The sequence below is a fragment of the Planococcus chinensis genome (genome assembly GCF_042681545.1).
GTDB lineage: Bacteria > Bacillota > Bacilli > Bacillales_A > Planococcaceae > Planococcus > Planococcus chinensis.
Genome location: NZ_JBHUFW010000004.1, coordinates 569,048 through 591,387, shown reverse-complemented (window position 1 = coordinate 591,387; position 22,340 = coordinate 569,048). Strand labels below are relative to the sequence as shown.

Here is a 22,340-nt window from a genome sequence, read left to right as displayed (position 1 = left end):
TCCTTATTTGTATTTAGCCATATTGACGCGAAGCTTTTTGACAGCCAACAGCAGCGCACCGGCGGTCAGCAAAAAATAGAAGACCAGATAACCCGCCCACAATGGCAAGTTGACTGAAGTCATATTGACGACCTCTTCTGCAAATGCCGGCTGCAGGAGCGTCAGCATGACGACGCCCGGATTGATGCTCGCCCAAAAATAAGTCATCGGCGAGAATACGGCGGTCCCGGTGCTGCCGTACTGTGAAATCTGCATGGAGATGATCATGAAAAATCCAGTGACCGCAACGAGTACGATCATGGTGCCGTATGTCGTAATCATGGAAACAATCGTCTTGCGGATCAAAGTCGAGTACATGACCCCAAGGCTCCCGATTGTCAGCAGGGTCAAAAAGTAAAACAGGAAAATGACGGCGATCTGGCCTGGTGAAACGCCTCCGTAGAGGAAAACCATGCTATAGATCGGCAACCCTGCCACAATCATCAAAAGCAGGAACGCGATGGAACTCGTCAATTTGCCAAAGATGATTTGGAAAGAGGTCTGAGCCGTTGTCAGCAGTATGTTCAACGTCTGCTTCTCGCGTTCAGACGAAATTGTCCCCGCGGTCAGCCCCGGAGTGATGAATAAGATCAGCCCAAGCTGGATATAGGTCATCATGGTAAACAGCATGAAGCTTTCTGCGGGCCGGAAAAAACCGTTGCCCGTCAACGAAGTGGCCAAAAAGATAAAGCCGAAAACGAAAATGCTCATGGCAACCAGATAAAACAGGATGCCGGTGAAGCTTTTCAAGCTGCGAAAACGCAGCTTGATTTCTTTTACGAGGACCGGATTGGCCAGGTGTTCCTTCATTTCGCTTCCGCTCCTTTCGTGATGGCCATAAAGACATCCTCGAGATCGGTCTCTCCTTCGGAGAACGACAGGATCGGCAGCCCCTGGGAAACCGCTTTTCGGAGCAGCAGAACTTGATCCTCTTCACTGCCCCGATAGAGGAATTCGATGAGGTTGCTTTCGGGCTTCTCCGTAATTTGTGTGATAAATGGATCGTTTTCAAAAAAGCTGCTTGCCGCTGCCATGCCTTCCGCCAATTTAACGCGCACGACGCGCTCGCTTTGCAGCTGCGCCTGTATGTGGGCGACAGAACCTTGTGCAATCAGCCTGCCCGAATCGATTACACCGATGTTGTCGCACATTTCAGCTAATTCCGGGAGGATATGGGAAGAAATCAGGATGGTCTTGCCCATCGCTTTCAATTCTTTCAGAATGTCGCGCATCTCGATTCTCGCACGGGGATCCAGTCCGGAGGCAGGTTCATCCAGGATCAATATCTTCGGGTCATGGATCAATGCCCGGGCCAGGCATAACCGCTGTTTCATCCCCCGTGACAGGAGATCCACATATTCATAACGCTTCCCTTCCAAATTCACGAGTTCGAGCAATTTCGGAATGAGCACTTCCCGTTCTTTCGGCTTCAGGCCGTAGCTGGCGCCGTAGAAATCCAGGTATTCATTGGCTTTCAATTGATCGTATACGCCGAAAAAGTCAGGCATGTAGCCGATTTGTTTTCTGACTTCGTGCGGGTTGTGGATCACGCTCATGCCGTTGACAAAGGCATCGCCGGCAGTCGGCTGCAAAAGGGTGGACAAAATCGAAAAAGTCGTCGATTTGCCGGCTCCATTAGCTCCCACAAACCCGAAAACCGATCCGTCCTCGACCGTCAGATTCAGATCCTGCAATGCATAGAAGGAACCGTATTTTTTCGTCAATCCGATTGTTTCAATCATGGTGCCATTTCCCCTTTCAGTTTGATTTTTGGAACCGTCACTTCCGGGGAATTTCCTGAAGCATTCATTTCCAGTTGGATGGTGATTGTGCCATCATCCGTTATAAAGTCGCCGACCGATTCCGTCAAGACCGTCTGCTTATTTGGCAATTCGACCGCTTCCCCTTTTTTGGCATGGACAAGCGTCGCTGTCAGGCCGGGTTTCGAGCTGGAAACGGTCAGTTCATTCCAAACAGTAGCTGTGCCTTGCAAGGTCTTCGGCAATTGATAGGTCATTTCATATTTGCCATTCTCCAAATAATAGAGATAGGGATCATTCGAAATCTGCTCAAAGAATGATGTTGCGCTTGTGCCAGTCAAGTCCATCCCGAATGCATCGGAATTCAAGCTGATTTCTCCCGAAAGCTTGATCTCCGGTTCAAAAGGCTGCGCAATCAGATGGACAGCCGAAACGGCCGCCCGCTTGCCTTCAAGTGCAATCGGCACGATGGCATCTTTTGCATAGCCCGCAATATAGGGGGCTTTGGCTTCTCCATCCATTTCGTTATAAGAGACGGACAGAACCGATTGTTTTCTTGCTTTCTGCAATTCTTCCACATCGGCAATCGGCTGGTAGGAATTTCCGGACCCGATCTGAGCGGCAGGGGCCAAGAGGTCGGATTGGATTTTAGCGTTGACCTCCAATTGTTCTCCGGGCGCCAGATCTCCGAGCGCAATCAGCCGGGTTCCAGTCCAAATCGATACATCTTCCAGTGCGAACGGAAAATTATTTTTTACTGTTCCTGAAACACGCCGGTTCTCAACCGCTAATTGGATACCATAATTCCCCGCATCCTCGATATAGGATTCACCAATGATGGAACCGACCGACCAATAGCGCATGTCGCGTACCGTCAGGCTGTTTCCTTTGGCCAGGGGTTCGACAATGGCGGCTTTTTGCGGGGATTGCTGCATGAATTCCTCGCTCCGGCTGAAAGTCATTGAAGTGGAGGCAGGTGCAGTAAACTGATAATCCCCTCCGCGGTTTGATAATAGCGTATGCATGTAATAGCCGTTCAGTCCGCCAGACGGGTCTGCGATAAAAAAGCCTGTCTGCTGGACTTGCGGATTGGCGATGCGGTCTTTTGCGCCGACCGCAAACAAACCGACCGATACCAATACGGCTGCCACCGGGATGGCAATCCAGGCCATTTCCCGCTTGTCTTTCTTTTTCAGAATGATATAAAGCACCGGGACGATCAAAACGATGTAGATCAAAATGATGGAGATGATCAAGGTTTTCGACACCTGAAAACTCTCAAACAATTCGTTTACACTGCCAATTTCATATGAAATGACTTCCTTCAAGGGTTGTCCATAATTCATGGCAGCCTGATTGGCTGCAGATGTTTTGAAAAAATTCTGCATGACTGCAGTATAGGCTTCCTGTGAAGCAACCGGCTCATCGCCCAGTGAAAAGCTGGTTTGCGTCAAGGCGCCGGAACCAATGGGCATGCGCCCTGCGAGCACTTGGCCATTTGACTCCATCAACGCCTGTGCCCCTTCTGCCAACTCCGCTTCAAATGCAGGGACCGGCTTTGCCAGAGACGGAATGGCTGCCTGTTCAGAGCTGCCCAGCTGCAATGGCAAATAGCCGCTTAGATTGCCCATCGCCAGCTGCATGTTTTCAGTGGAGCCGACAACGACATGTCCCCCTTCACGCACCCATTGCAAAACGGCTTCTTGCACAGGTTCAGGCAAATCGCCGTAAGCAAATTCATCAATCAGCAAGTAATCAATGAATTCCCATCCCATCGCTTCACGCGGCAAAGCGAATTGTTCCAGCTGATTCAAATGGAACACTTCTACCGAACCCTGTCCTTTCGCTCCAAGTTCTTTCAAGGCGATCAGCCGATCGGAATTATTCGTCAGCGTTCCGATAAAAAGCGAAGCGGGGTCGAATAAATTCGCTTTGAGCGTTTTCGATCCTTTGAAAGCGATCGCGTCTCCATTCTCCCAGCCGCCTTCGTACAAAAAGATCATCTGCTGCTGTGTGCCGTTCATCATGTACATATCCGTTAATCCGGGAATAGCCACTTGGAGCGTTTTTGTCTCGCCGGCTGCCAATTCCACCGGCACTGCCAACCCTGCACCCAGGTTGTACGTTTCACTATAATTGATTACCAGGTCCCCCGAAAAATCCGATCCGCTGTTTGATAGCGTAATCCGCACGGGAACTCCCTTATCATACTTCACCTTGTTTTGAATTCCGGCCTCTGTCTCGATGGTGATTTGAGGAGAGGCAAGCGGCGCCTGCGGCATCATGAAAAACAAAAGGATAAATGCACTTGCACAGAACGCCAGCAACTTCTTCGACATGGTAACACCCCTATTCTTCTCTATAGTAAGTAGTACGTAACAGGAAGAAAATGGTTCCATGTACACATAAAAAAGACGGACAGCTTTTTGGCTGTCCGTCTTAGTTTATAGATAAAAGATTTATTTTTTATTAAATGAATAAACGAAATAGAAGCTGTGCTGGATCCTCCACTTCAGGCGGACGCTTTCCGCGGGCTCGCGCCGAACTAACTCGGACTGACGTCCGAGTGGATTTCGGCACTTCGCTATCCCGCAGGCAAAACCGGTGCTCCTGCATCGCTTCGCTGCTTCGTCGCAAACAAGTCGGTCGAACTGCCTTCGACCAACTTGCTCGCCGCCTTCCGTTACGGATTCCAAAGCTAGCGGCTTGTACTTATCGAGTTGAAGTTGGATCTATTTCTCCTACCACATCAATTAGATACATGCGATACGCCCGATCGGTCTGGCCACGAGACTCCTGTGGGAGCAGCGAAGCGACTCGAGCTGAAGACCCTGGACTGAGCGAAGCGAATGTTTTTTCAATTTGCGACGAGTAATCGCAGGAGCAAGGGAAGCGGCTGAAGCCGAGCCCACGGAAAGCGAAGTGGCCAGCCCGGGCGGGCTTATACGTTTCTATTCATTCAAATTAGACTTTGTCTACAAACTAAAACGGACAGCTTTTCAGCTGTCCGTCCTGTTAGCAATTTTTGAACAATGAATACAGAAAGTCCGGCATGAAGCCCAGCAGCTTTTCATCGGGGTTCAGCTTGGCATGGTGCAGGCCGAATTCCGAGCCGGCTCCCGCCCAAAACATCAGGGCGGGCAGTTCCTCCGTAAAATAGCCGAAGTCTTCTCCGGTCATCGCCGCTTCACATCTTATTGCCTGGATGCCTGCTGCTTCTCCGGCAAAGGCGAGGAACTCTTCTGCCAGCGCTTCATCGTTGTCGACCTGAAGATAACTGGCGCCGTAATCGATGGTGACCCGGCAGTTATAGCCTTCTTCAATCGCCCGGCACAGTCCTTCAATCCGGCGTTTGATCCTGCGCATCGATTCGGCATTCAGTGTGCGGATCGTTCCTTCCAGCCGGGCATTTTCAGCGATGATGTTCTGGACCGTGCCCGCTGAAAATTTTCCGACTGTCAGAACAGCTGAATCCATCGGATCCACATTCCGGCTGACAACCGTCTGGAGCTGGATGAGAAGGGACGCTGCTGCCACCGCCATATCTTCTGTCAAATGGGGATAAGCAGCGTGCCCGCCTTTGCCATGAAGGTCGATAAACAATTCCGAAGTGTTGGCAAACAGCAGCCCTGGTTTTGTTGCGACAGTGCCGACCGGCAGCTCCGGCGCAATATGCAGCGCGTAAAGACGGTCGGGCATGAACGAAGGCATGTCATGCTTCAGCCATTCCCGGAACGGCAAAGCGCCGCCCGGCCCTTCTTCTGCCGGCTGGAAAAGAATGACCGCATCATCTTTAATCGGCTCTGCCACGAGTTTTTCAAGCAGCCCGAGCGCCACTGCCATGTGGATGTCGTGGCCGCACGCATGCATAAGTCCGGGATGGACCGATGCAAACGGAAGTCCGGTCAATTCTGTTATCGGGAGACCATCGATATCCGTCCGCCATCCGATCGTTTTCATCGGTTCGGTGCCGCGTATTTTCACCGCCAGGCCTGTCTTCCATTGGACCACTTCCAGGCGCTCCTGTGGCAATTGGCCGATCAGGTTTTTCAGATAGGCCTGAGTCTTGAATTCCTGGAATCCGATTTCCGGTATTTGATGCAATTCTCTTCTGATGTTCACTAGATCCATATGGAGCCGCCTCTTACAACTGGCGAAGTTCTTGCTTGATTTCCGTTTTTGAACGCGTTTTCTCGTCCATCAATTTCAGGACGCGAGCTGGTGTGCCGCCAACTACTGAGTTAGCCGGTACATCTTCGATGACGATGGCGCCGGCAGCAACTACTGCGCCTTCGCCGATGCGTACGCCTTCCAATACGACTGCATTCGCCCCGATCATGACGTTGTCTTCCACGATGACAGGCGTCGCTGATGCGGGCTCGATGACGCCAGCCAGCACTGCGCCTGCGCCGATGTGGCAGTTCTTGCCGACAGTTGCACGGCCGCCCAAAATAACGCCCATATCGATCATAGTGCCATCGCCGATGACTGCTCCGATATTGATGACAGCCCCCATCATGATGATACAGTTATTGCCGATTTCTACATTTTCACGGATAAATGCACCTGGCTCGATGCGGCTGTTGATGTTTTTCATATCCAGTAGCGGAATCGCTGAGTTTCTGCGATCGTTTTCTACCACTGAGTCTTCAATCGCTGAAGCGTTCGCTTCCAATGCTTTTTGCACTTCCGCCCATTCGCCGAACACGATCGCGTGATTGCCTTCGCCGAAGACTTTCGAGCCTGTGCCGTAGTCCAAAGAAGCAACGTCCTGGCCTTTTACATAGACTTTGACCGGCGTTGATTTTGTCGCATTCTGTATGTACGAGATAATTTCATTTGCATCCATTTGTTTCATCAATAAAAACCTCTTTCTATGAGTGATGGTGTTATTATAACGGATTTAGAATAATAATTCAGTACTTCAGCTTAATAAAGCGGCATGTTTTTTCACTATATCGACAAATGCCTCTACTTGCCGCAGCTCGAATGCGGATTCATAGCCGATCAGCCACGTATCGCGCGTCAGCTGGAGTTCTTCAGCACTGCTCGACAACGGGATTTTATGGACGCCTTCCTCCCCAGTCAGCGTAATGGAAGGAAGGATTGCGTAGCCGATTCCGTTCACGGCCATCTGCTTGCACGTTTCAATCTGGTCAACAGTGATTTGCCGTTTCGGGCTCGAAGCGAAATGTTTTTGCCACCATTGCTGGATTTCTTCATAATAATTTGAATCGCTTTTAAACTGGATAAAAGGGCGTTCTGTCTTTTCAACTTGGTCGAGTGAATTGATTTCCTTGTCGACCAGATACAAGGTATCCCGGAAAAGGTGCATTTTCGGGCCTTTCCATTCTGTCTGCCCGCGGACAATCCCGACATGCGCTTCTCCTTCATAAAGTGCGCGGACGATTTCCGAGCTCCAGCCGGTAATCAGCTGGATCTTTGCTTCCGGGTAAAGCGTTACAAAATCCTTCAGCACTTTCGGCAGCCAATTCTGCCCGATTATCGAAGCACAGGCAATTTTCAGCGTGCCATGTACTTTGGAAGTCAGCGTATGCAGCACTTCAAACACTTCTTCCTTCCGTGCGAGCACGTCATTCGAATAGCGGATAACCAGTTCGCCGGCAGGTGTAGGCGTAAGGCCTTTCTGGGATCGGATGAACAACTGCTGGCCCCATTCCTTTTCGATCGACTGGAGGCGCTGGGACAAAGCGGGCTGCGATAAGAACAGCCGCTCAGCAGCTTTCCGCATATTGCCTTCTTCCGCCAGTATTTTGATGATCAGTTCTTCATTGGCCATTCCCGCTCATCCCTCTCTTTCTAGGCAATCCGAATATCAGCAGCAATGAGATAAGCGCAAATACCGCTGTCAATCCGTAAACGTTCTGGGATGCTTGTGCCAGCCCTTCCTGAAGAAAATCCATTGCATCCTGCGGCAATGCCGCCCGGCCGTCTTCGGTCAGCAGCTCATTTACGGAGTTCAAAGTAAAATTTTGTCCGGTGCTGCGGAAATAATTGAGCAGCGTCGAATTCAGCACGCTTCCGAGGAGAGCCGCCCCAATGGTCGAACCGAGGTTCCGCATGAAAATATTCGATGCGGTTGCCGAACCCCGCTGTTCATAGGAAACAGCCGCTTGGATCGATACGATGAACGCCGTTGAAGTAAGCCCCATACCGACGCCGATAAAGAAACTCGACATCGCCGCCCACCAAGGCCCGTATTCCGCCTGCATCAACACGAACAGCACCGCTCCGATCACCAGTGAAATTCCCCCGAGGAGGGAGGTTTGGAAGTAGCCGATTTGAATCAGGAGCCTCCCTGAGAAAAAGGCGGCGATCGGCCAGCCGATTGACATAGCCGTCAGCGTAAAGCCGGCGACAGTCGCCGGCTGTTCCATCACCCCTGTGACGTAGGCCGGCAAATAGCTCGATACTCCGATCAGGATGATGCCGGTAAATAGCGACACCAGGTTTGCGAACAAAATCGACCGGTTGCGCCAAATATCAAAAGGCATCATCGGATCAGTCGCTTTCCGCTCGACTTGGACAAACCAGAAAAAGACAGCCGCCGCTCCAGAGACCAACAGCAATGACGGTGCGGAAAGCCACGCAAAACCGACGCCTCCTTCAACGAGCCAATACAAGAAACCGGACAATGCGACGGTCAACAGCAAGGCACCCAGGTAATCGATGGTGGGCTTTTTCTTTGCGGCCGGCTCCACCAGAAAGATCATGACGCCCAACAACGCCAAAATTCCGAGCGGGATATTGACCCAAAAGACGTATTCCCAGCCGATCGAGGCAACCAGAATGCCTCCGATGGCAGGGCCGGTGACTGCGGAAATTCCCCAGACGCTCGACAGATAGCCCTGGATTTTCGCCCGCTCCTCAGCGGAGTAGATATCACCGACGATGGTGGTGGCAATCGGCAGGACGGCGCCTGCCCCGATGCCTTGGACAAACCGGTAGATGATCAGTTCCTCCATCGAATTGGCCAGTCCGCACAGCAAAGACCCCGCCAGGAACAGCAGGATACCGATAGCGAAGATCGGCTTGCGCCCGAATATATCTGAAAGTTTTCCGTAAAGCAGTACCGTAACAGTGCTCATCAGCAAATAAGCTGAGAACACCCAGCTGTATTTCGAAAAGCCTCCCAGTTCTGCGGAAATGCTGGGCATCGCGGTCGAGACAATGGTCGCTTCCACTGCACCGATGAACATGGCGAGCATGACCGAAGCCAGTACCAGGGGCCGATTAGTTGTTTTCATGATGGTTTCCTCTTTTCGACTGACAGAAAAAAGGCCCCGTAAGGAGACCTTTCTTTTACAGCAAACACTTATTTTTTCAATTGGTAGATCTGTTTTTTCAGCTGTTTTAAAATCACACGGCGTGTCAAGATTCCCATGAATTGATCGTCATCGTCCACGACACATAAAAAGTTCTGGTCAATCAGCAGGTCCAAAGCCCGTTGGAAGCGCTCGTTGATATGGATCAACGGCAAATTCTTTTCCATGATATCATCCACTTTAATGTCCGGAAGCCGTTCATACTCGATGTGATCCAATCCCAAGATGGCGTCGGTGATGCGTTGGGCATTGATCAGCCCGCGGAAACGGTATTTGGGATCAAGCACCGGTATTGCGGAATAGCCTGTTTTAGTCAACACCAGCAAGGCGTGTTCTGCGCTGTTTCCGATTTGGACATGCGCAACTTTTTCAGAAGAAATGATGAATTCTTCAATGGGGGTATCCAGAAAATCTCTGCTAGGTAATGAAATCATGTACTCTACTCCTTTAATATCCTAAACGAGCCTGACTTGTTTTCTTCGATTTCATCATAACATATTCCAATTACCGAAACTATTTTTTGCCTTAGCCATTTTCTTTAAAATGGAAATTTGTTCAGCCATTGCCCGCCATCAAGCGTTACAATTTCGCCGTTCATATACGAAGCTTTGTCCGACATGATAAACGCAGCAAGCTCTGCCACTTCTTCCGGTTTGCCAAGGCGGCCGAGCGGAATCGACTCCAATGTGCGTTTTGCCGCCTTTTCGGATTCCCAAAGCTTGTCTGCGCCGCCGGTCCGTTCAATCGGCCCAGGAGCTATGCCATTTACCCGGATGCCATACTGAGTGCCCCATTCAACCGCCAGCGTCCGGGTCAATGACATAACCCCCGCTTTGGCTGCTGCCGAATGGGCGACGCCGGCACCGGCATTCCATGCATAGGTTGCCAGCATATTAAGGATGTTTCCTTTAGCGCCATTTTCAATCCAGTAGTTTCCTACTGCATGGGAACAGAAAAAAGTGCCGTTCAGGACAATATCGATGACTGAACGCCAACCGTTCGGCGATAGCTTCTCAGCATGAACGATGAAATTCCCTGCGGCGTTATTGACAAGTCCGTCGATTCGGCCGAATTTGTCATGAGCAAACTTCACCATCGCTTTGGCATGTTCCGGTTCCCTCACATCCATCTGAAAAGCTTCTACCGTACCTTCCTCTGCCTGGATGGAAGTAATCGCTGCATTCAGTTTCTCCATGTCCCGTCCGGTAATGACGACATTTGCCCCTTCTTTTGCAAACCGCTCGGCCATGTGGTACCCCATTCCGCTTGATCCGCCTGTCACGATAATCGTTTGATCTTTAAACATGTTCATTTCCCCTTTGTGTTTTTTTGATTGAAATAAATTCCATGAATCCGCTTTCACTTCGGTATACAGCCTATACGATTTTTGATATGATGGATGTGCATTAAGCTAGCCAAGAACCGAAAGGAATGAGTTCATGCCCACCCAAAAATCGGATTCCGAGATTGCCCAAGCAATTTTTACTGTGAACCGGCATGCGAAAACCGCCCCTGACAACCAGTATTTATATGCGCTGAAAAAAGAAGCGCTGTCAGCGATGATCATTCACAACCGCGCCCAGAAAATCGGTCTTCACTTCAGCAAAAACCCCCGGAAAAGCCAACAGCAATCTTCAGTCCTCGTAAAATGCGGCAATTACTATTTTCATATGCTTCCTAAAAAAGAAGATTTTGAACAACTTGAGCATTTGGGCCAATTGGATGAATCGTACCGCAATCCGCCTAGCCGCATGAATTTGAAGACTGCCAAGGAAATCTTGAGTGATCTTACCGGCCTTCAACCGCAAAAAAAAGAGACGCAGCAGACGCAGGCTGCCCATTATGCAAAAACGTATAAACCGCGCCAATCCGACCGGTTCTATACGCCGAAGAAATCATATTTTGATTGAAGGATGATCCGGAGACTTCCCGTCTCCGGATTTTCTATTTCCAGTAATAATGGATAAGCGCCTGTGTGCCGCTTTCGCTATGGCCCGATGCAGCAAGCTCTTCGTACATGCTGAGCGACAGTTTCAGCCCCGGCAGGTCAAGGTCCATCCGGTCCGCTTCCTCCGCCGCTATTTTCATGTCCTTGATAAAATGCTTTATGTAAAACCCTGGTGCAAAATCCCCTTTGATCATGCGCGGCGCAAGATTCGACAAAGACCAGGATCCTGCCGCTCCAGAAGAAATTGACCGCAGCACCTGTTCAGGATCCAGACCGGCTTTTTTCGCATAGATGAGCGATTCGCAAACCCCGATCATATTGGAAGCGATGGTGATCTGGTTGCACATCTTGGTGTGCTGCCCAGCACCCGCGGCCCCTTGAAAGACAATATTTTCCCCCAAAAGTTCAAACAGAGGCAGTGCCTCATTGAAGGTTTCCTCGTCACCGCCCACCATGATGGACAATGTGCCTTTCTGTGCACCGATATCGCCTCCGGAAACAGGGGCATCCAGCGCTTTCAGGCCGTTTTGGGCGGCTGCCTCATAGATCCGCTCCGCCAATTCCGGCTTTGATGTAGTCAAATCGATCAAGACAGCTCCGGCTTTCGCATGGCCCAAGATGCCATTGTTACCGAAATAAACCTCTTCAACATCTGTTGGATATCCTACCATCGTAAAAAGGACCTGTGCATACTGTGCGACCTCTTTGGGTGACTCCTTCAATTCAGCGCCCATGGCGACCAAGTTCTCCGCTTTTTTGGCTGTGCGAGTGTAGATGGCGACATCGTGCCCTGCATTCAGCAGATGTTTAACGAGGCTATTGCCCATTACGCCTGTTCCGATAAATCCGATTTCCATTATTTCATCCTCCCCTTCTTTGCATATCTCTAGTTTAGCAAAAATCTTCTGTCAATTCACAGGAATTTAAAAAGCCCCAAAAAAAGAAGCCGATCCGTTATCCGGACCGACCACAAAAGGGGGAAATGAGAATGTTGCTGTGTTCAAGTATACTATCCCCCTCAAAAAGCCTGCTTAAACCTATAAATGAAAATATTCTGCTTTTATTTTTTTTATTTCTTCCAGAAACGGAAGTGCGTCCTTCTCTGCAACCGTCCCTAACCCGTAGCGGACCTTTTCGTATGTGCGGAAGAATGAGTCCGATGCCGGCCACTCCATCCGGTTCATCCATTCCTTCACCGTCTCGTGCGGATGCCTGCCCAAACCGGCAGACTGCGCCTCCTGTTCGAAAAGGCGATAGGATTGTCGGATGATTTCGAGCGGCATTTCCGAGTAGCGGACCTTTTCCGAAGCTTGGACAGCTTCCTCGTTCCCGATTGACGAAAAGCGGACCTCTTCTGCCGGAGAGGCAGGCAGTTCCGTTTGCAGAGCCGATTTTGTGCGGCGCAAATAAAAGAACAGAAGCAGAATGATAAGGACCGCTCCGGCGCCGAAGAACAGCTCGACCGGAAACTCGGACGGTGAGTAGTCCGCTGCTGCCTGCTGCAGCTCTTCAGGGGCTTCGGAAGTCTGCAACTTGGCAAATGTTTCTTGCGCTTCCTGCGTCGAGGACAAGCCCGAAAAATAATTGGCTGCTTTTTCCATCAGCGGCGCAAATGGCCAAAGAACTCCCTGCAGGAGCCAGCCGGCTGCAGTGCCGGCGAAATTGCGGGCAGTGGGGCCGATCCAATAAACGGCAAGGGCCGCGGCGGCGGCTGCCGATAAAACCGCCGCTCCCGCAACTGCCGGCTGCCAAAGTTTTGCCCCAGCAGTACGTCCATGAAGGAACCTGTGCGCCAAATGGAACAGGACGTAAAAACTGAAAGCTGCCAGGATGATGGCATTCGCTTCTCCTGCCGCGCCGCGGTCAGCGGAAAGCAGATCAATGAAAAGAACTGCCAAATAGACCAGAACCCATAAGAGCAGCGTGTTGCCGTCTTGCCCGGCATCAGCATCCCATTCTGCGAAACGGGCATGGAGCAGATACACCGCCAATGCCGCGAGGATTGCTGCAAGCCAAAGTGACATGCCCAGAAAGAGAGCGGGTACCATACTTGCAAGAGCGATTGCCGCCGCCGAACCTGAATGATAAGGGAATTTCCAGAACGTCAAAAATGCAGCTCCTGCCATTAAAAAGCTGGAGCCAAGCCAAAGGAATGCCAATGGCTGAGCCGTTCCGTTGTCAAAAATCACAAGCACCAACGATACGGAAAAAGCATCGAACAAAAATCTTCCGGAAGAGGAAAAGCGTGGCATCATGCAATTCCACTTCCTTTCGGGCTGGCGATGACCTTCAATTGGGTCCTTCTGCTCCAGGATGCAACCACTTTTTCCATGCCTTTTAGATCTTCGGCCAAGAGAAAAGTAGTCAATGGCAATTCAATATGCATATCGAGATGAGCCGCCATGGAACGGAATGGGAGCGTTGAATGGTTTTTCGAGATAAGGGCGAGCAATTCAAGCGCCCGCTGACGGTGCACCTGTCCGTCACCTGCCGGCAAGAACAAGTAAGGCATCGCTCCTGCTGACCGGATGTTGATCGCCAGTGCAAACGGGACGCTTTCTTTGAAGCAGCTATCCACATACGATGCCAGTTCTTCGATGCGTGCTTCCAGGTTCGGGATGGTTCCATAAAATGCGGCTACATCCAGCATGAACAGCATCGACTCGTTTGCTACCGGCGAGAATATTTTGGTTTGGAAACTCTGCATGCGCGCACTCGCTTTCCAGTGGATATGCTGGAATTGGTCGGTCGGCGCGTATTCCCGGGTTCCGATGGGCTGGAATGGATCGCTGAAGAGCGAATGGTTCAAATTGAAATGGCCGGGCTTTTGCAGCGACGGTGAATAAGTGAACGGTTTGGGATGGATCTTCGGATACACCAGCAGTTCTTGAAGAAGCGTTTCCCGGTATTCAATGACCGCTTCGCCTTCCCCGAAAAGAAGCGGGACGCTCAATTCCATTTTCTTCAGCCTCGCCAATCCTCTCCCGCTCCCCGTTACAGGAATCTTCAAAGACAGGTTTTCCCGGAATCCGATGGTGAACGGAACGTCCATCTCCACCAAACCGGTATAATTCGTCAACCCACCGCTTGCGGGCATCACAGCGTCCTGGAACCAGATTTTCAGATTTCCGCCCCAGATCGGCATTCCCTTGTTTTCAAAATCGAGCTGCCACTCTGATTCGCCGCCATTTAATACACGCTTGCGGTTTAGGCGGTTTGAAAACTGGAGTTTGCTGCCGGCATGCTTTGCATATTGCCATTGCAGCATGGCTATGGCCAGTGCAAAGGTGATGGCACCGGCTGCGGCAAATTGAAGGAAAATAAAGGAAATGAACAAAAAGACGGCCAGCATCCCGATGACGGCTTTTGTTTTTGCAGCATTGTATTCATGGCGGATCCAGTGCATCTTAAAGCGCCTCGACAGGAGAAGGGATGGACTCACTGATTTCCTTCAGCACATTTTCGGGTTCTGTAACGAGCATTCCTTCCGCTGTCAGCAACAGCCGGTGAAGCGCAACCGGTTCAAGTATGTATTTCACATCATCCGGCGTTGTATAGCTGCGGCCGTCCAAAAAAGCCCGGCCTTGTGCTGCATGGACAAGTGCAAGAGCTGCCCGGGAACTCAGGCCCATTTCGATCAGCGGATGATTCCGCGTAGCCCGCACCAATTCGATGATGTACTTTTCAATATCCTCATGCACTTCCACCCGCTTAGCCGCTTTCGCCCATTCCTGGACTTCTTCGATTGAGGCGACGGCGTGTATTTCTTTTTTATGAGACGCATTATCCCGGAATTCGCGGACAATTTTCAATTCTTCTTCATAATCGGGATAGCCGATTTTCAAGCGAAATAAAAACCTGTCCAATTGTGCAGCCGGCAGCGGAAACGTCCCCTGCTGAGATTCGACCGGGTTCTGCGTGGCAATGACGATAAAAGGGTTCGGCAATAGAAGCGTTTCCCCGTCAATTGTGGCCTGCTTCTCCTCCATGGCTTCAAGCAGGCTGGACTGGGTGCGCGGTGTAGCGCGGTTGATTTCATCAGCCAGCAGCAGATTGGTCAGGACAGCACCCGGACGCAATTCAAATTCCTGTAGCTTCGGATTGAAAAAACGGATGCCGGTCACATCAGACGGCAAAACGTCCGGCGTAAATTGCAGCCGCTCAAATTTCCCGCTGAAAGAACCGGCAAATGCTTTAGCCATCCACGTTTTTCCGGAACCCGGCACACTTTCCAAAAGGACGTGCCCTTCCTGCAGCAATGCGATCAACATAAAATCCAGCTCTTTCTCCCTGCCAACGACCAATTGGTTCAAATGCCTTCTTGTGGCGTGCAATTTCTCCATAACGTTTCCCCCTGGCTTTTTAGCAAACTCGCTTATTTGGATGGCTCTTCTGTATAAGTATAGATTGTGATTCCGTGATGATATGCCGCTCCCCTGAAATGCTTGAAGTCCTCCCGCTGCACCAGCACGTTCCGGAAGTCCAGAAAGTCCTCTTTCGGTACGGTGATAGACGGGATTTCCCCTTGCTTCAGTTGTTCGAGCATCGAGCTGTAATCCACCATAGACGCTTCCTCCTTTCGCTTTCGATTCCCCTTGTTTGTTCTGCTATACTGGGTAAAAGATGAAATTAACCAGTTCCATTGGAGCAGCCATTTCTTTTCCTGACTTTCCAGTGAAATGCCATTAACTTCAATTATACAGCACGAAAAGAAGTTGAACAGTATGGGTTTTTGCTGAAAATCAACCCGCCATTTAGTTTTAGGAGGATTTCCATGTTGAATTTTTTCAAAAAACATCATCTGTCCATACTCTTGCCCATCGCTTTCGGTTTATATTTTCTCGCGTTCCAGAACGCTGCGACGTTTTGGTATATGTATACTTTTTCGCTGCTGGTGCTCATGTCTTTTTCCATGTTGTTCATCAAAATCTACGATGAGATGCCGACTTGGAAATCGCTCATCTACGGGCTGGGCTACGGAACGCTGATCTATGCCATCATAACTGGCGGCTATCAGGCCATCCGGTTCCTACCGTTCGATGCCGGAAGTTCAGTCAGCCGTTTGCTGAAAACGTTCGCTCCCACATCCATCTGGCATTTTCTGCTTTTGATGTTCGTGATAGTTCCTGGAGAGGAGATTTTCTGGCGTGGCTACATTCAGCAGAAATTGAAAAAGTATATGTCTGGCCCCATGGCTGTATTGGCCTCCTCAGTGCTGTTCGGCCTTGCTTTGGGATTGGGGGGATTTGTTTCCGGCTCCTTCGCGGCAGTGGCATCGGGCATTATCCTCGGCTTCCTGTATGAATGGAAAAGAAGCATGCCCCTTCTGATCGTTGCCCATTTGGTGATGATTGTTCTGCTATTTTTAATTAAGCCCTTATCGGGGTGAAATGAAACGTGTTAAGCTAGTTGTGCGTCAACTATAGGAAAGGGAGGTAATATTATGAAAAAGAATTTATTTTTAGCGGCAATCCTGTTTTCCGCCGGCGCTGTACTAGCTGCTTGCGGTACTGCTGAAACATCGGAAGAAAACAACAACTCGACAGCAGGTGAACAAACTGCAGAAGAAACGCCGGCAACAGAGACCGAAACGCCTGAAGAGCCGGCTGAAGAAACCGAGGCGCCTGAAGAACCTGCTACTACGGAAGAGACCGAGGAAACTGAAGAACCGGCAGAACAACCTGCTGAAACAACTACAGAAGAACCATCAAAGGCCGAAACGGAAGGCACGCTGACGCCAAGCGATGAACAGCCATACCAAATCAAGGTCGTCCGGGGCTATGAATTGACTTCAGAAGAACCCGGAAAAGATTCGCTTTTCCTGTCAGAGGACTCGGGCGTGTTTATGCGCATTGAAACTTTCTCTAAAGAGGACATTTCTTTCGACCAGGCAGCCGCTGTCATGAAAGAGACCGTACAAGCGTCAAATCCTGAAGCGGAAATTTCAGAAACAGCCGGCCCAGAAGGTGCTGCGTTCTTGAATTCGGCCGCCTACGAGGTCCCTTCTGCTGAAGGCAAAGTGACCGGCATCGTTTTCGAAAAAGAGGACATCATCGCTCGCCTGACCATTTTTGACAGCACGGAAGCAACGGCTACCGAAGACTTTATCGACATGGCCAAGACCATCGAACCGAAAGAATAAAATAAAGAGGCATGCAGGAAAAATTCCTGCATGCCTCTTTTTCACTCTTTTGTTTCAATAAGATAAATCTTTGATGGAAAGGCCCAGTTTTTTCATCAATTCGATGGCCTGGTCCTTCTCTTCCGGGGTCAGTGCATTCGTCAATTCATGCAGGTTCTGTTCGTGCTCCGGAAAGATTTTGCCCATAAATTCTTTGCCGTCTGCTGAAATCTCCGCATAGGTCACTCTGCGGTCAGTCGGGCAATTGACGCGGGTAATGAAGCCCCGCTTTTCCAGTTTGTCGATGACATAAGTGATCGAGCCGCTGGCCAAAAGGATTTTTCCGCCAATTTTCTGCAAGGGCTGCTTCCCTTTATGGTAAAGAAGCTCCAGCACTGCAAATTCAGTCGGATTGATGCCGTGGGCCTGGAAAAAATGGTTGGTCTGTTCCGTGATCGCTTTATGGGCGCGGGACAGCACAATAAAAAGCTTCAGCGATTGTTTGATATCTTCGTTCATAGTATCCACTCATTTCCAAATTAAAGATCTGCTATTTTCAATTATAGTCCTTTTGAATGAAAAAGGCACAAAAGATTGATTGTCCACCTTTAAAATGAACGATTATTAATGTTTTCCGGCCGTTTTAAAGCAGCATGGAGCTTTGCCACTCCGATGCACATTTTCTTAAGCAGAAAAGGATTTGGCCGCTTATCCGATGATTACACGCTCTTTCGGGTAATGGAATTTTGTCGGGTCCGTTTTTCCGCCTATGGTGAACAGGAATGAAATCAATCCCACCCGTCCGATGAACATCAGCACCATGATGACAACCTTGCCGAAGCTCGAAAGATCATCCGTTATGCCGAGCGACATCCCGCACGTTCCAAACGCCGAAGTAATTTCAAAAAGGATGGCGACTGCCGATGCATGCGGTTCGGAAATGATTAAAGCCATCGTTGCGGCTAGGACCATAAAACCCGCCAAAATGATGACGGCAAACGCCCGGAATACATCGATCAGCTCGATTTCCCGGCTGAAGATCTGGATGCTGTTCTTTCCGCGGGCAAAATTGATCAAGAACAGGACCGCTATCGCAAAGGTCGTCGTCCGGATGCCGCCGCCCACCGAGCTTGGAGAAGCGCCGATGAACATGAGGGCGCTCAGGAACACTTCTGTCGCTTCGCTAAAAGCGGTGATATCCATTGTCGTTAATCCTCCTGAACGCGAGGACACCGAGTGGAACAGCGAAGCAAAGAATTTCTCATGCCACGACATGCCCTTAAGCGAATTGGTGCTTTCCAGCGCCAAATTCCCGATGGTGCCAATCAGCAGCAGAATTCCGAACGTCGACGTCGTGATTTTCGTGAACAGCGAAAACCGGAAATTCTTGTTTTTGTTCGAAAGAAACTCTTTCAACTCGATCAGCACCGGAAAACCGATAGCACCGAGGATGATGAGGATCATGTTGATGATCTGGACGAAATAATCATTAAAATATGGCGCCAACGAGTTGCCTGTAATGTCGAATCCGCCATTCGTGGTGGCAGAAATCGAAGCAAACACTCCATGCAGCAGCGCTTCACTAAATGTATCGTAGTATTGGGTAAAGTAAACGGTCAGGATGATAGCTCCTACCAGTTCAATCAGCAAAAGAATTTTAATAATGTCTCGAATCAATTTTACGACACCCGACATATTGAACTGGTTATGATCAACCATGATCAGCTGCCGTTCACGCAGTCCGATCCGCTTTCCTACCAATAGCCAGAAAAAAGTGCCGATTGACATAATGCCGATTCCTCCAAGCTGAAGGATGACCATCAGCATGACAATTCCAAATACGGTATAGGTTTCTGAAACGTTGATAACGGTTAATCCTGTAACACTTACTGCACTGATTGCAGTGAATAAGGTATCAATATAGGATAGTTCCACGCCGGTCTGATGCACTTTAGGGAGCCTCAAAAGCAAAAAGGAAATAGCAATTGCGACAAAATAATAAGAGACAATTGCTTGCGCTGGTGTTAGATTGCGGATCTTTTGAAAAGATTGGTTCATGGAGCTCATTTCCTTTCGGCCTTCTGTTCTCTACTTATTCTATGAAAAGAAAATGTAAAAAGAAAGGGGCAATTCTATTTCTTTCAAAATCCAATGGAAAAAGGGCAGAAATATCACTTCTGCCCTTTTTTGCTGTTGCTGTTCTTTTTTTGTGAATCCTTGAGTTTTTTCTTCTGTTCTGGGGTTTTGCGGTTTTTCGTCGTTCCCTGTACCGGTGTTTTTTTCTTTGTTTCCGGCGGTTTTACTTTCTTCTCTTTCTTAGGTGGATTCACTTTCTTTTCCTTAACAGGTGGTGGTGTTTTTTCAGCTTTCGGCTTTGTTTTTTCAGAGTTCGCTTTAACTTTCGGCGTTGCTTTTTTCGCTTTCGGTTCTGCGGCCTGCGGGGCTGCTTTGGCAGGAGGTTGTACTTTTTTCCCTGCTGCAGGCGGATTCGCTTTCCGCTCCGATTTTGGCAGGTCCGCCTTCTTTTCCTGCTTTGGAGGATTCACCGGATTTGCGTTCACGCTGCCATCCAATTTTTTCTGCTGGCCAGGTGGCATAGTTTCCTTATCCTTTTTCACATCAGCATCCGCTTTTTTCTGTTGTCCGGGCGGTGCTGCAGGCTTAGGGTCCTCAGGATGGACATGTCCGGTAGGCGTTCCAAACCCTTTCGTTTTTAGCGTTCCCGTATTTTCTTCAACAGCTACAGGAGTGAACTTTTGAACTTTCTGGCCAACCGGCACATTTTCCTGAACCGACTTTTTCCATTGTTGATGCGTTGCTTTTTTCAGATGGATGTCGACGTTTTTTTTAACAGCGGCCACTGCCACCGCCAGTACTGCTTGCTCGACGGGCAGTTTCTCCGATCCCTCGACCTCGCCGGGAACTGTGGTAATGGTCACTTCTTCCGTTGTCGAACCGGCAGCCAAGTCAATTGAGCGCGCCAGGATTTCATCAAGGGATTCACCCTCCCAATCGCCCAGCTTCTCGATCATCCTCTTTCCGTCATCATTTAAATGCCGGACAGAAATCACTTCTATATCTTCATCAATCCCCAGCTCGATTCCCGGATTTGCTTCCAATTGGATGTAGGCATACGCCTCTTCTGACGGCATCATTGTCGAGAACAGGAGCATGAATGCCACAGCTAATGCAGCGGCAGGTGCCACGAGTTTCGCCCAGTGCATGCCAAAGCCGCGGGAGGCGGGTTCAAAATACCCTTCTTCGCCAACATCCGTCGCATTGACCGGTTTCCCTTCCAAAAAACGGCCATCTTCCAGGAGGAAAATGGAGCGGCTATTTTTCTTTTTAACACATATGCCTTTCTGCATTTTCATCAAATCAACCGCTCCTTTAAATAATCTTTCAAATAATGCAGCTCACTATTGATCAATAGAGCAACAGCAATAATAAATTTCCGATTCCGTTCAATGGTCTTCCGGGAAACGTCCACCATTTTTTCAATATCCTTGATCGGCAGCTTCTTCTTTTCCATCAAATACTGCAGGTACTCGTCCGTCTCAGCAACAAGCAAGGCAATCTGCATGCAGGATTTCCGGGAATCTTCATGCCCCGGGGAAACTTTCACCAAGGTCTCAAAGCTTAAATCAAAGGAAGAAAGCATTTCTTCATAAATCGCGATTTCCTCTCGGCGCATTACTGTCTGCTGTTCTATAGTAAAACTCTTGATAGCTTCTGAATCTTCGATCCACCCATTTCCTTCTTCTTCCTCAATAACGGAATTGAACGGGTGGCTGAATTCGTTTCGCTGGCTTTCCTTACGGATAAAATCGATGATCCGCCTGCGGATGATCATATGGGCAAATGTCAGGAACGAAGCATTCTTGCCCTTTTCATAGCTTTTGACCGCTTCGTGAAAAGCTGACATCGCAATGCTGAATTCATCATCATGGTCGTCTATGTACCGTTTACAGACTTGGGAAGCAGCTTTTTTCATGAACGGCGCGTAAGAATGCAGCAAGTTATTCAACGCATTAGTGTCGCCTTGTTGGGCAAGCAAAGCCAATTCTTCTGCTGAATACTTCTCATTCCGACCGAATAAGCCGCTTAATGCAGCAATTAACACACCGTTCACCTCTTCTCAACTTCTAGCTACATCTGATTGTAACGGCAGAAATTGTAAAAGAAAAGGTATAAAAGATATTACTTTATAGGTATTCGGCCTTCGCAGACTTTTTATGTCCGTATTTCCAAATTCTTTCACAAAAAAAATAAAGCCCCCAAAGGGAGCTTCATTTTTCACTCTGTTTCTTCTTCTTTTTTGTTTTGGCGCACTCCAAGAAGCGCTCCAACTACAACGATACCGATGAGCACTGTCCAGAAGGTCAATGTCCAAGGAGTCGAGTGCGGGAAATCATGCGGCAAGACATGGACATTTTCGTGAGATAATGTCATGACGAGGAGTTTAACCCCTACCCAGCCGACGATAACGAATGCTGCTGTTTCGAGCTGCGGGTATTTCTCCAATAGCTGAACAAATTTATGTGCAGCAAAACGCATAATGATGACACCGATCAAACCGCCGGCAAGCATGACGAAGAACTGTCCGGAGTTGATGCCGCCAATGTCGTCCATTCCGAATACGTTCAAATGCGGCAAGGTTACAGCAAGTGCAACAGCTGCCAGCATTGAGTCGATGGCAAACGCAATATCCGCCAATTCAACTTTCAAAACGGTCATCCAGAAACCAGAACCTTTTTTCTCGACTTTCTCACCTTTGTCATCAAGAATATGATCGCTGTCGCCTTTTCGCTGATCATAAATGCTCTTAATGGAAATGAACAAGAGATAAGCCGCCCCCAGCGCCTGGATCTGCCAGATGTTGACGAGCAAAGTAATCATGAATAGGGCGGCGAAACGGAAAATAAAAGCCCCTAATAAACCGTAGAACAATGCTTTCTTCTGTTGATCTTTCGGCAAATGTTTGACCATGACGGCCATTACGACTGCGTTATCCGCAGCGAGCAACCCTTCAAGCCCGACTAGTACTAGCAGGACCCAAGCGTACTCCAATAAAACTGCTTCCATTCTTTCTCCTCCTAATTTTTGCCAGCAAAAAAGACCCCTGC

General features: G+C 49.3%; 22 protein-coding genes. 3 read left to right on the top strand and 19 right to left on the bottom strand.

From position 1 onward, the window contains the following. Positions 1–3 precede the first annotated feature (3 nt). The 9 genes from ACFSDB_RS05210 to fadH form a co-directional block, all read right to left on the bottom strand. The gene (locus tag ACFSDB_RS05210; protein ID WP_204892643.1) at positions 4–849 is read right to left on the bottom strand and encodes an ABC transporter permease; all 846 of its coding nucleotides are present in this window, start codon (positions 847–849) and stop codon (positions 4–6) included. Further along, entirely contained in the window at positions 846–1,781 is a 936-nt protein-coding gene (locus ACFSDB_RS05205) for an ABC transporter ATP-binding protein (RefSeq protein ID WP_204892644.1), read from the bottom strand. Before ACFSDB_RS05205 ends, ACFSDB_RS05210 begins: the two co-directional genes overlap by 4 nt. Next, positions 1,778–4,138, bottom strand: a complete 2,361-nt coding sequence (locus ACFSDB_RS05200) for a hypothetical protein (RefSeq protein ID WP_204892645.1) — start codon at positions 4,136–4,138, stop codon at positions 1,778–1,780. The genes ACFSDB_RS05205 and ACFSDB_RS05200 overlap by 4 nt, the downstream gene beginning before the upstream one ends. Positions 4,139–4,814: 676 nt before the next feature. Further along, entirely contained in the window at positions 4,815–5,930 is a 1,116-nt protein-coding gene (locus ACFSDB_RS05195; protein WP_204892646.1) for an N-acetyldiaminopimelate deacetylase, read from the bottom strand. 13 nt (positions 5,931–5,943) lie between these two features. Further along, positions 5,944–6,657, bottom strand: a complete 714-nt coding sequence (gene dapD / locus ACFSDB_RS05190) for a 2,3,4,5-tetrahydropyridine-2,6-dicarboxylate N-acetyltransferase (protein ID WP_204892647.1) — start codon at positions 6,655–6,657, stop codon at positions 5,944–5,946. 66 nt (positions 6,658–6,723) lie between these two features. Next, positions 6,724–7,599 (bottom strand): LysR family transcriptional regulator, encoded by an 876-nt coding sequence (locus ACFSDB_RS05185; RefSeq protein ID WP_204892648.1) that lies wholly within the window; start codon positions 7,597–7,599, stop codon positions 6,724–6,726. Continuing rightward, entirely contained in the window at positions 7,589–9,067 is a 1,479-nt protein-coding gene (locus ACFSDB_RS05180; protein ID WP_204892649.1) for an MDR family MFS transporter, read from the bottom strand. Before ACFSDB_RS05180 ends, ACFSDB_RS05185 begins: the two co-directional genes overlap by 11 nt. Before the next feature lie 68 nt (positions 9,068–9,135). After that, positions 9,136–9,579 (bottom strand): cyclic-di-AMP-binding protein CbpB, encoded by a 444-nt coding sequence (gene cbpB / locus ACFSDB_RS05175; RefSeq protein WP_204892650.1) that lies wholly within the window; start codon positions 9,577–9,579, stop codon positions 9,136–9,138. A 104-nt stretch (positions 9,580–9,683) separates the two neighbouring features. After that, on the bottom strand, positions 9,684–10,451 hold the full coding sequence (gene fadH, locus ACFSDB_RS05170) for a 2,4-dienoyl-CoA reductase (RefSeq protein WP_204892651.1): 768 nt from the start codon (positions 10,449–10,451) through the stop codon (positions 9,684–9,686). Positions 10,452–10,584: 133 nt separating this feature from the next. Between fadH and ACFSDB_RS05165 the strand changes: the two genes are divergently transcribed. Continuing rightward, the gene (locus tag ACFSDB_RS05165; protein ID WP_204892652.1) at positions 10,585–11,055 is read left to right on the top strand and encodes a YkyB family protein; all 471 of its coding nucleotides are present in this window, start codon (positions 10,585–10,587) and stop codon (positions 11,053–11,055) included. A 34-nt stretch (positions 11,056–11,089) separates the two neighbouring features. Here ACFSDB_RS05165 and ACFSDB_RS05160 read toward each other — a convergent pair whose 3' ends face one another. From ACFSDB_RS05160 to ACFSDB_RS05140, 5 genes are all read right to left on the bottom strand, one after another. Beyond that, positions 11,090–11,953, bottom strand: coding sequence for an NAD(P)-dependent oxidoreductase (locus ACFSDB_RS05160; RefSeq protein ID WP_377339609.1), 864 nt, complete (start codon positions 11,951–11,953; stop codon positions 11,090–11,092). A 177-nt stretch (positions 11,954–12,130) separates the two neighbouring features. Beyond that, on the bottom strand, positions 12,131–13,348 hold the full coding sequence (locus ACFSDB_RS05155; RefSeq protein ID WP_204892654.1) for a DUF4129 domain-containing protein: 1,218 nt from the start codon (positions 13,346–13,348) through the stop codon (positions 12,131–12,133). Continuing rightward, positions 13,345–14,499: a DUF58 domain-containing protein gene (locus ACFSDB_RS05150; protein ID WP_204892655.1), complete on the bottom strand. Its 1,155-nt coding sequence runs from the start codon at positions 14,497–14,499 to the stop codon at positions 13,345–13,347. The genes ACFSDB_RS05155 and ACFSDB_RS05150 overlap by 4 nt, the downstream gene beginning before the upstream one ends. Position 14,500: 1 nt before the next feature. After that, on the bottom strand, positions 14,501–15,436 hold the full coding sequence (locus ACFSDB_RS05145) for an AAA family ATPase (protein ID WP_204892656.1): 936 nt from the start codon (positions 15,434–15,436) through the stop codon (positions 14,501–14,503). Between the two features lie 32 nt (positions 15,437–15,468). Continuing rightward, entirely contained in the window at positions 15,469–15,657 is a 189-nt protein-coding gene (locus tag ACFSDB_RS05140; protein WP_204892657.1) for a hypothetical protein, read from the bottom strand. A gap of 210 nt (positions 15,658–15,867) precedes the next feature. Here ACFSDB_RS05140 and ACFSDB_RS05135 point away from each other — a divergent pair, with 210 nt between their 5' ends. Then, positions 15,868–16,482 carry a CPBP family intramembrane glutamic endopeptidase gene (locus ACFSDB_RS05135; protein WP_204892658.1) on the top strand — a complete coding sequence of 205 codons (615 nt, stop codon included), beginning with the start codon at positions 15,868–15,870 and terminating at the stop codon, positions 16,480–16,482. Between the two features lie 54 nt (positions 16,483–16,536). Further along, positions 16,537–17,235, top strand: a complete 699-nt coding sequence (locus ACFSDB_RS05130) for a hypothetical protein (RefSeq protein ID WP_204892659.1) — start codon at positions 16,537–16,539, stop codon at positions 17,233–17,235. 54 nt (positions 17,236–17,289) lie between these two features. On the opposite strand, the gene ACFSDB_RS05125 is transcribed toward ACFSDB_RS05130, so the two are convergent. The 5 genes from ACFSDB_RS05125 to ACFSDB_RS05105 form a co-directional block, all read right to left on the bottom strand. Continuing rightward, positions 17,290–17,733 (bottom strand): MarR family winged helix-turn-helix transcriptional regulator, encoded by a 444-nt coding sequence (locus ACFSDB_RS05125; RefSeq protein WP_204892660.1) that lies wholly within the window; start codon positions 17,731–17,733, stop codon positions 17,290–17,292. Between the two features lie 189 nt (positions 17,734–17,922). Beyond that, on the bottom strand, positions 17,923–19,272 hold the full coding sequence (locus tag ACFSDB_RS05120; protein WP_204892661.1) for a TrkH family potassium uptake protein: 1,350 nt from the start codon (positions 19,270–19,272) through the stop codon (positions 17,923–17,925). A gap of 113 nt (positions 19,273–19,385) precedes the next feature. Further along, the gene (locus ACFSDB_RS05115; RefSeq protein ID WP_204892662.1) at positions 19,386–20,588 is read right to left on the bottom strand and encodes an anti-sigma-I factor RsgI family protein; all 1,203 of its coding nucleotides are present in this window, start codon (positions 20,586–20,588) and stop codon (positions 19,386–19,388) included. Further along, positions 20,588–21,337: an RNA polymerase sigma-I factor gene (gene sigI, locus ACFSDB_RS05110; protein ID WP_204892663.1), complete on the bottom strand. Its 750-nt coding sequence runs from the start codon at positions 21,335–21,337 to the stop codon at positions 20,588–20,590. Before sigI ends, ACFSDB_RS05115 begins: the two co-directional genes overlap by 1 nt. A gap of 173 nt (positions 21,338–21,510) precedes the next feature. Further along, complete coding sequence (locus tag ACFSDB_RS05105; protein ID WP_204892664.1) at positions 21,511–22,299, bottom strand: TerC family protein; 789 nt, start codon at positions 22,297–22,299, stop codon at positions 21,511–21,513. Positions 22,300–22,340 lie beyond the last annotated feature (41 nt).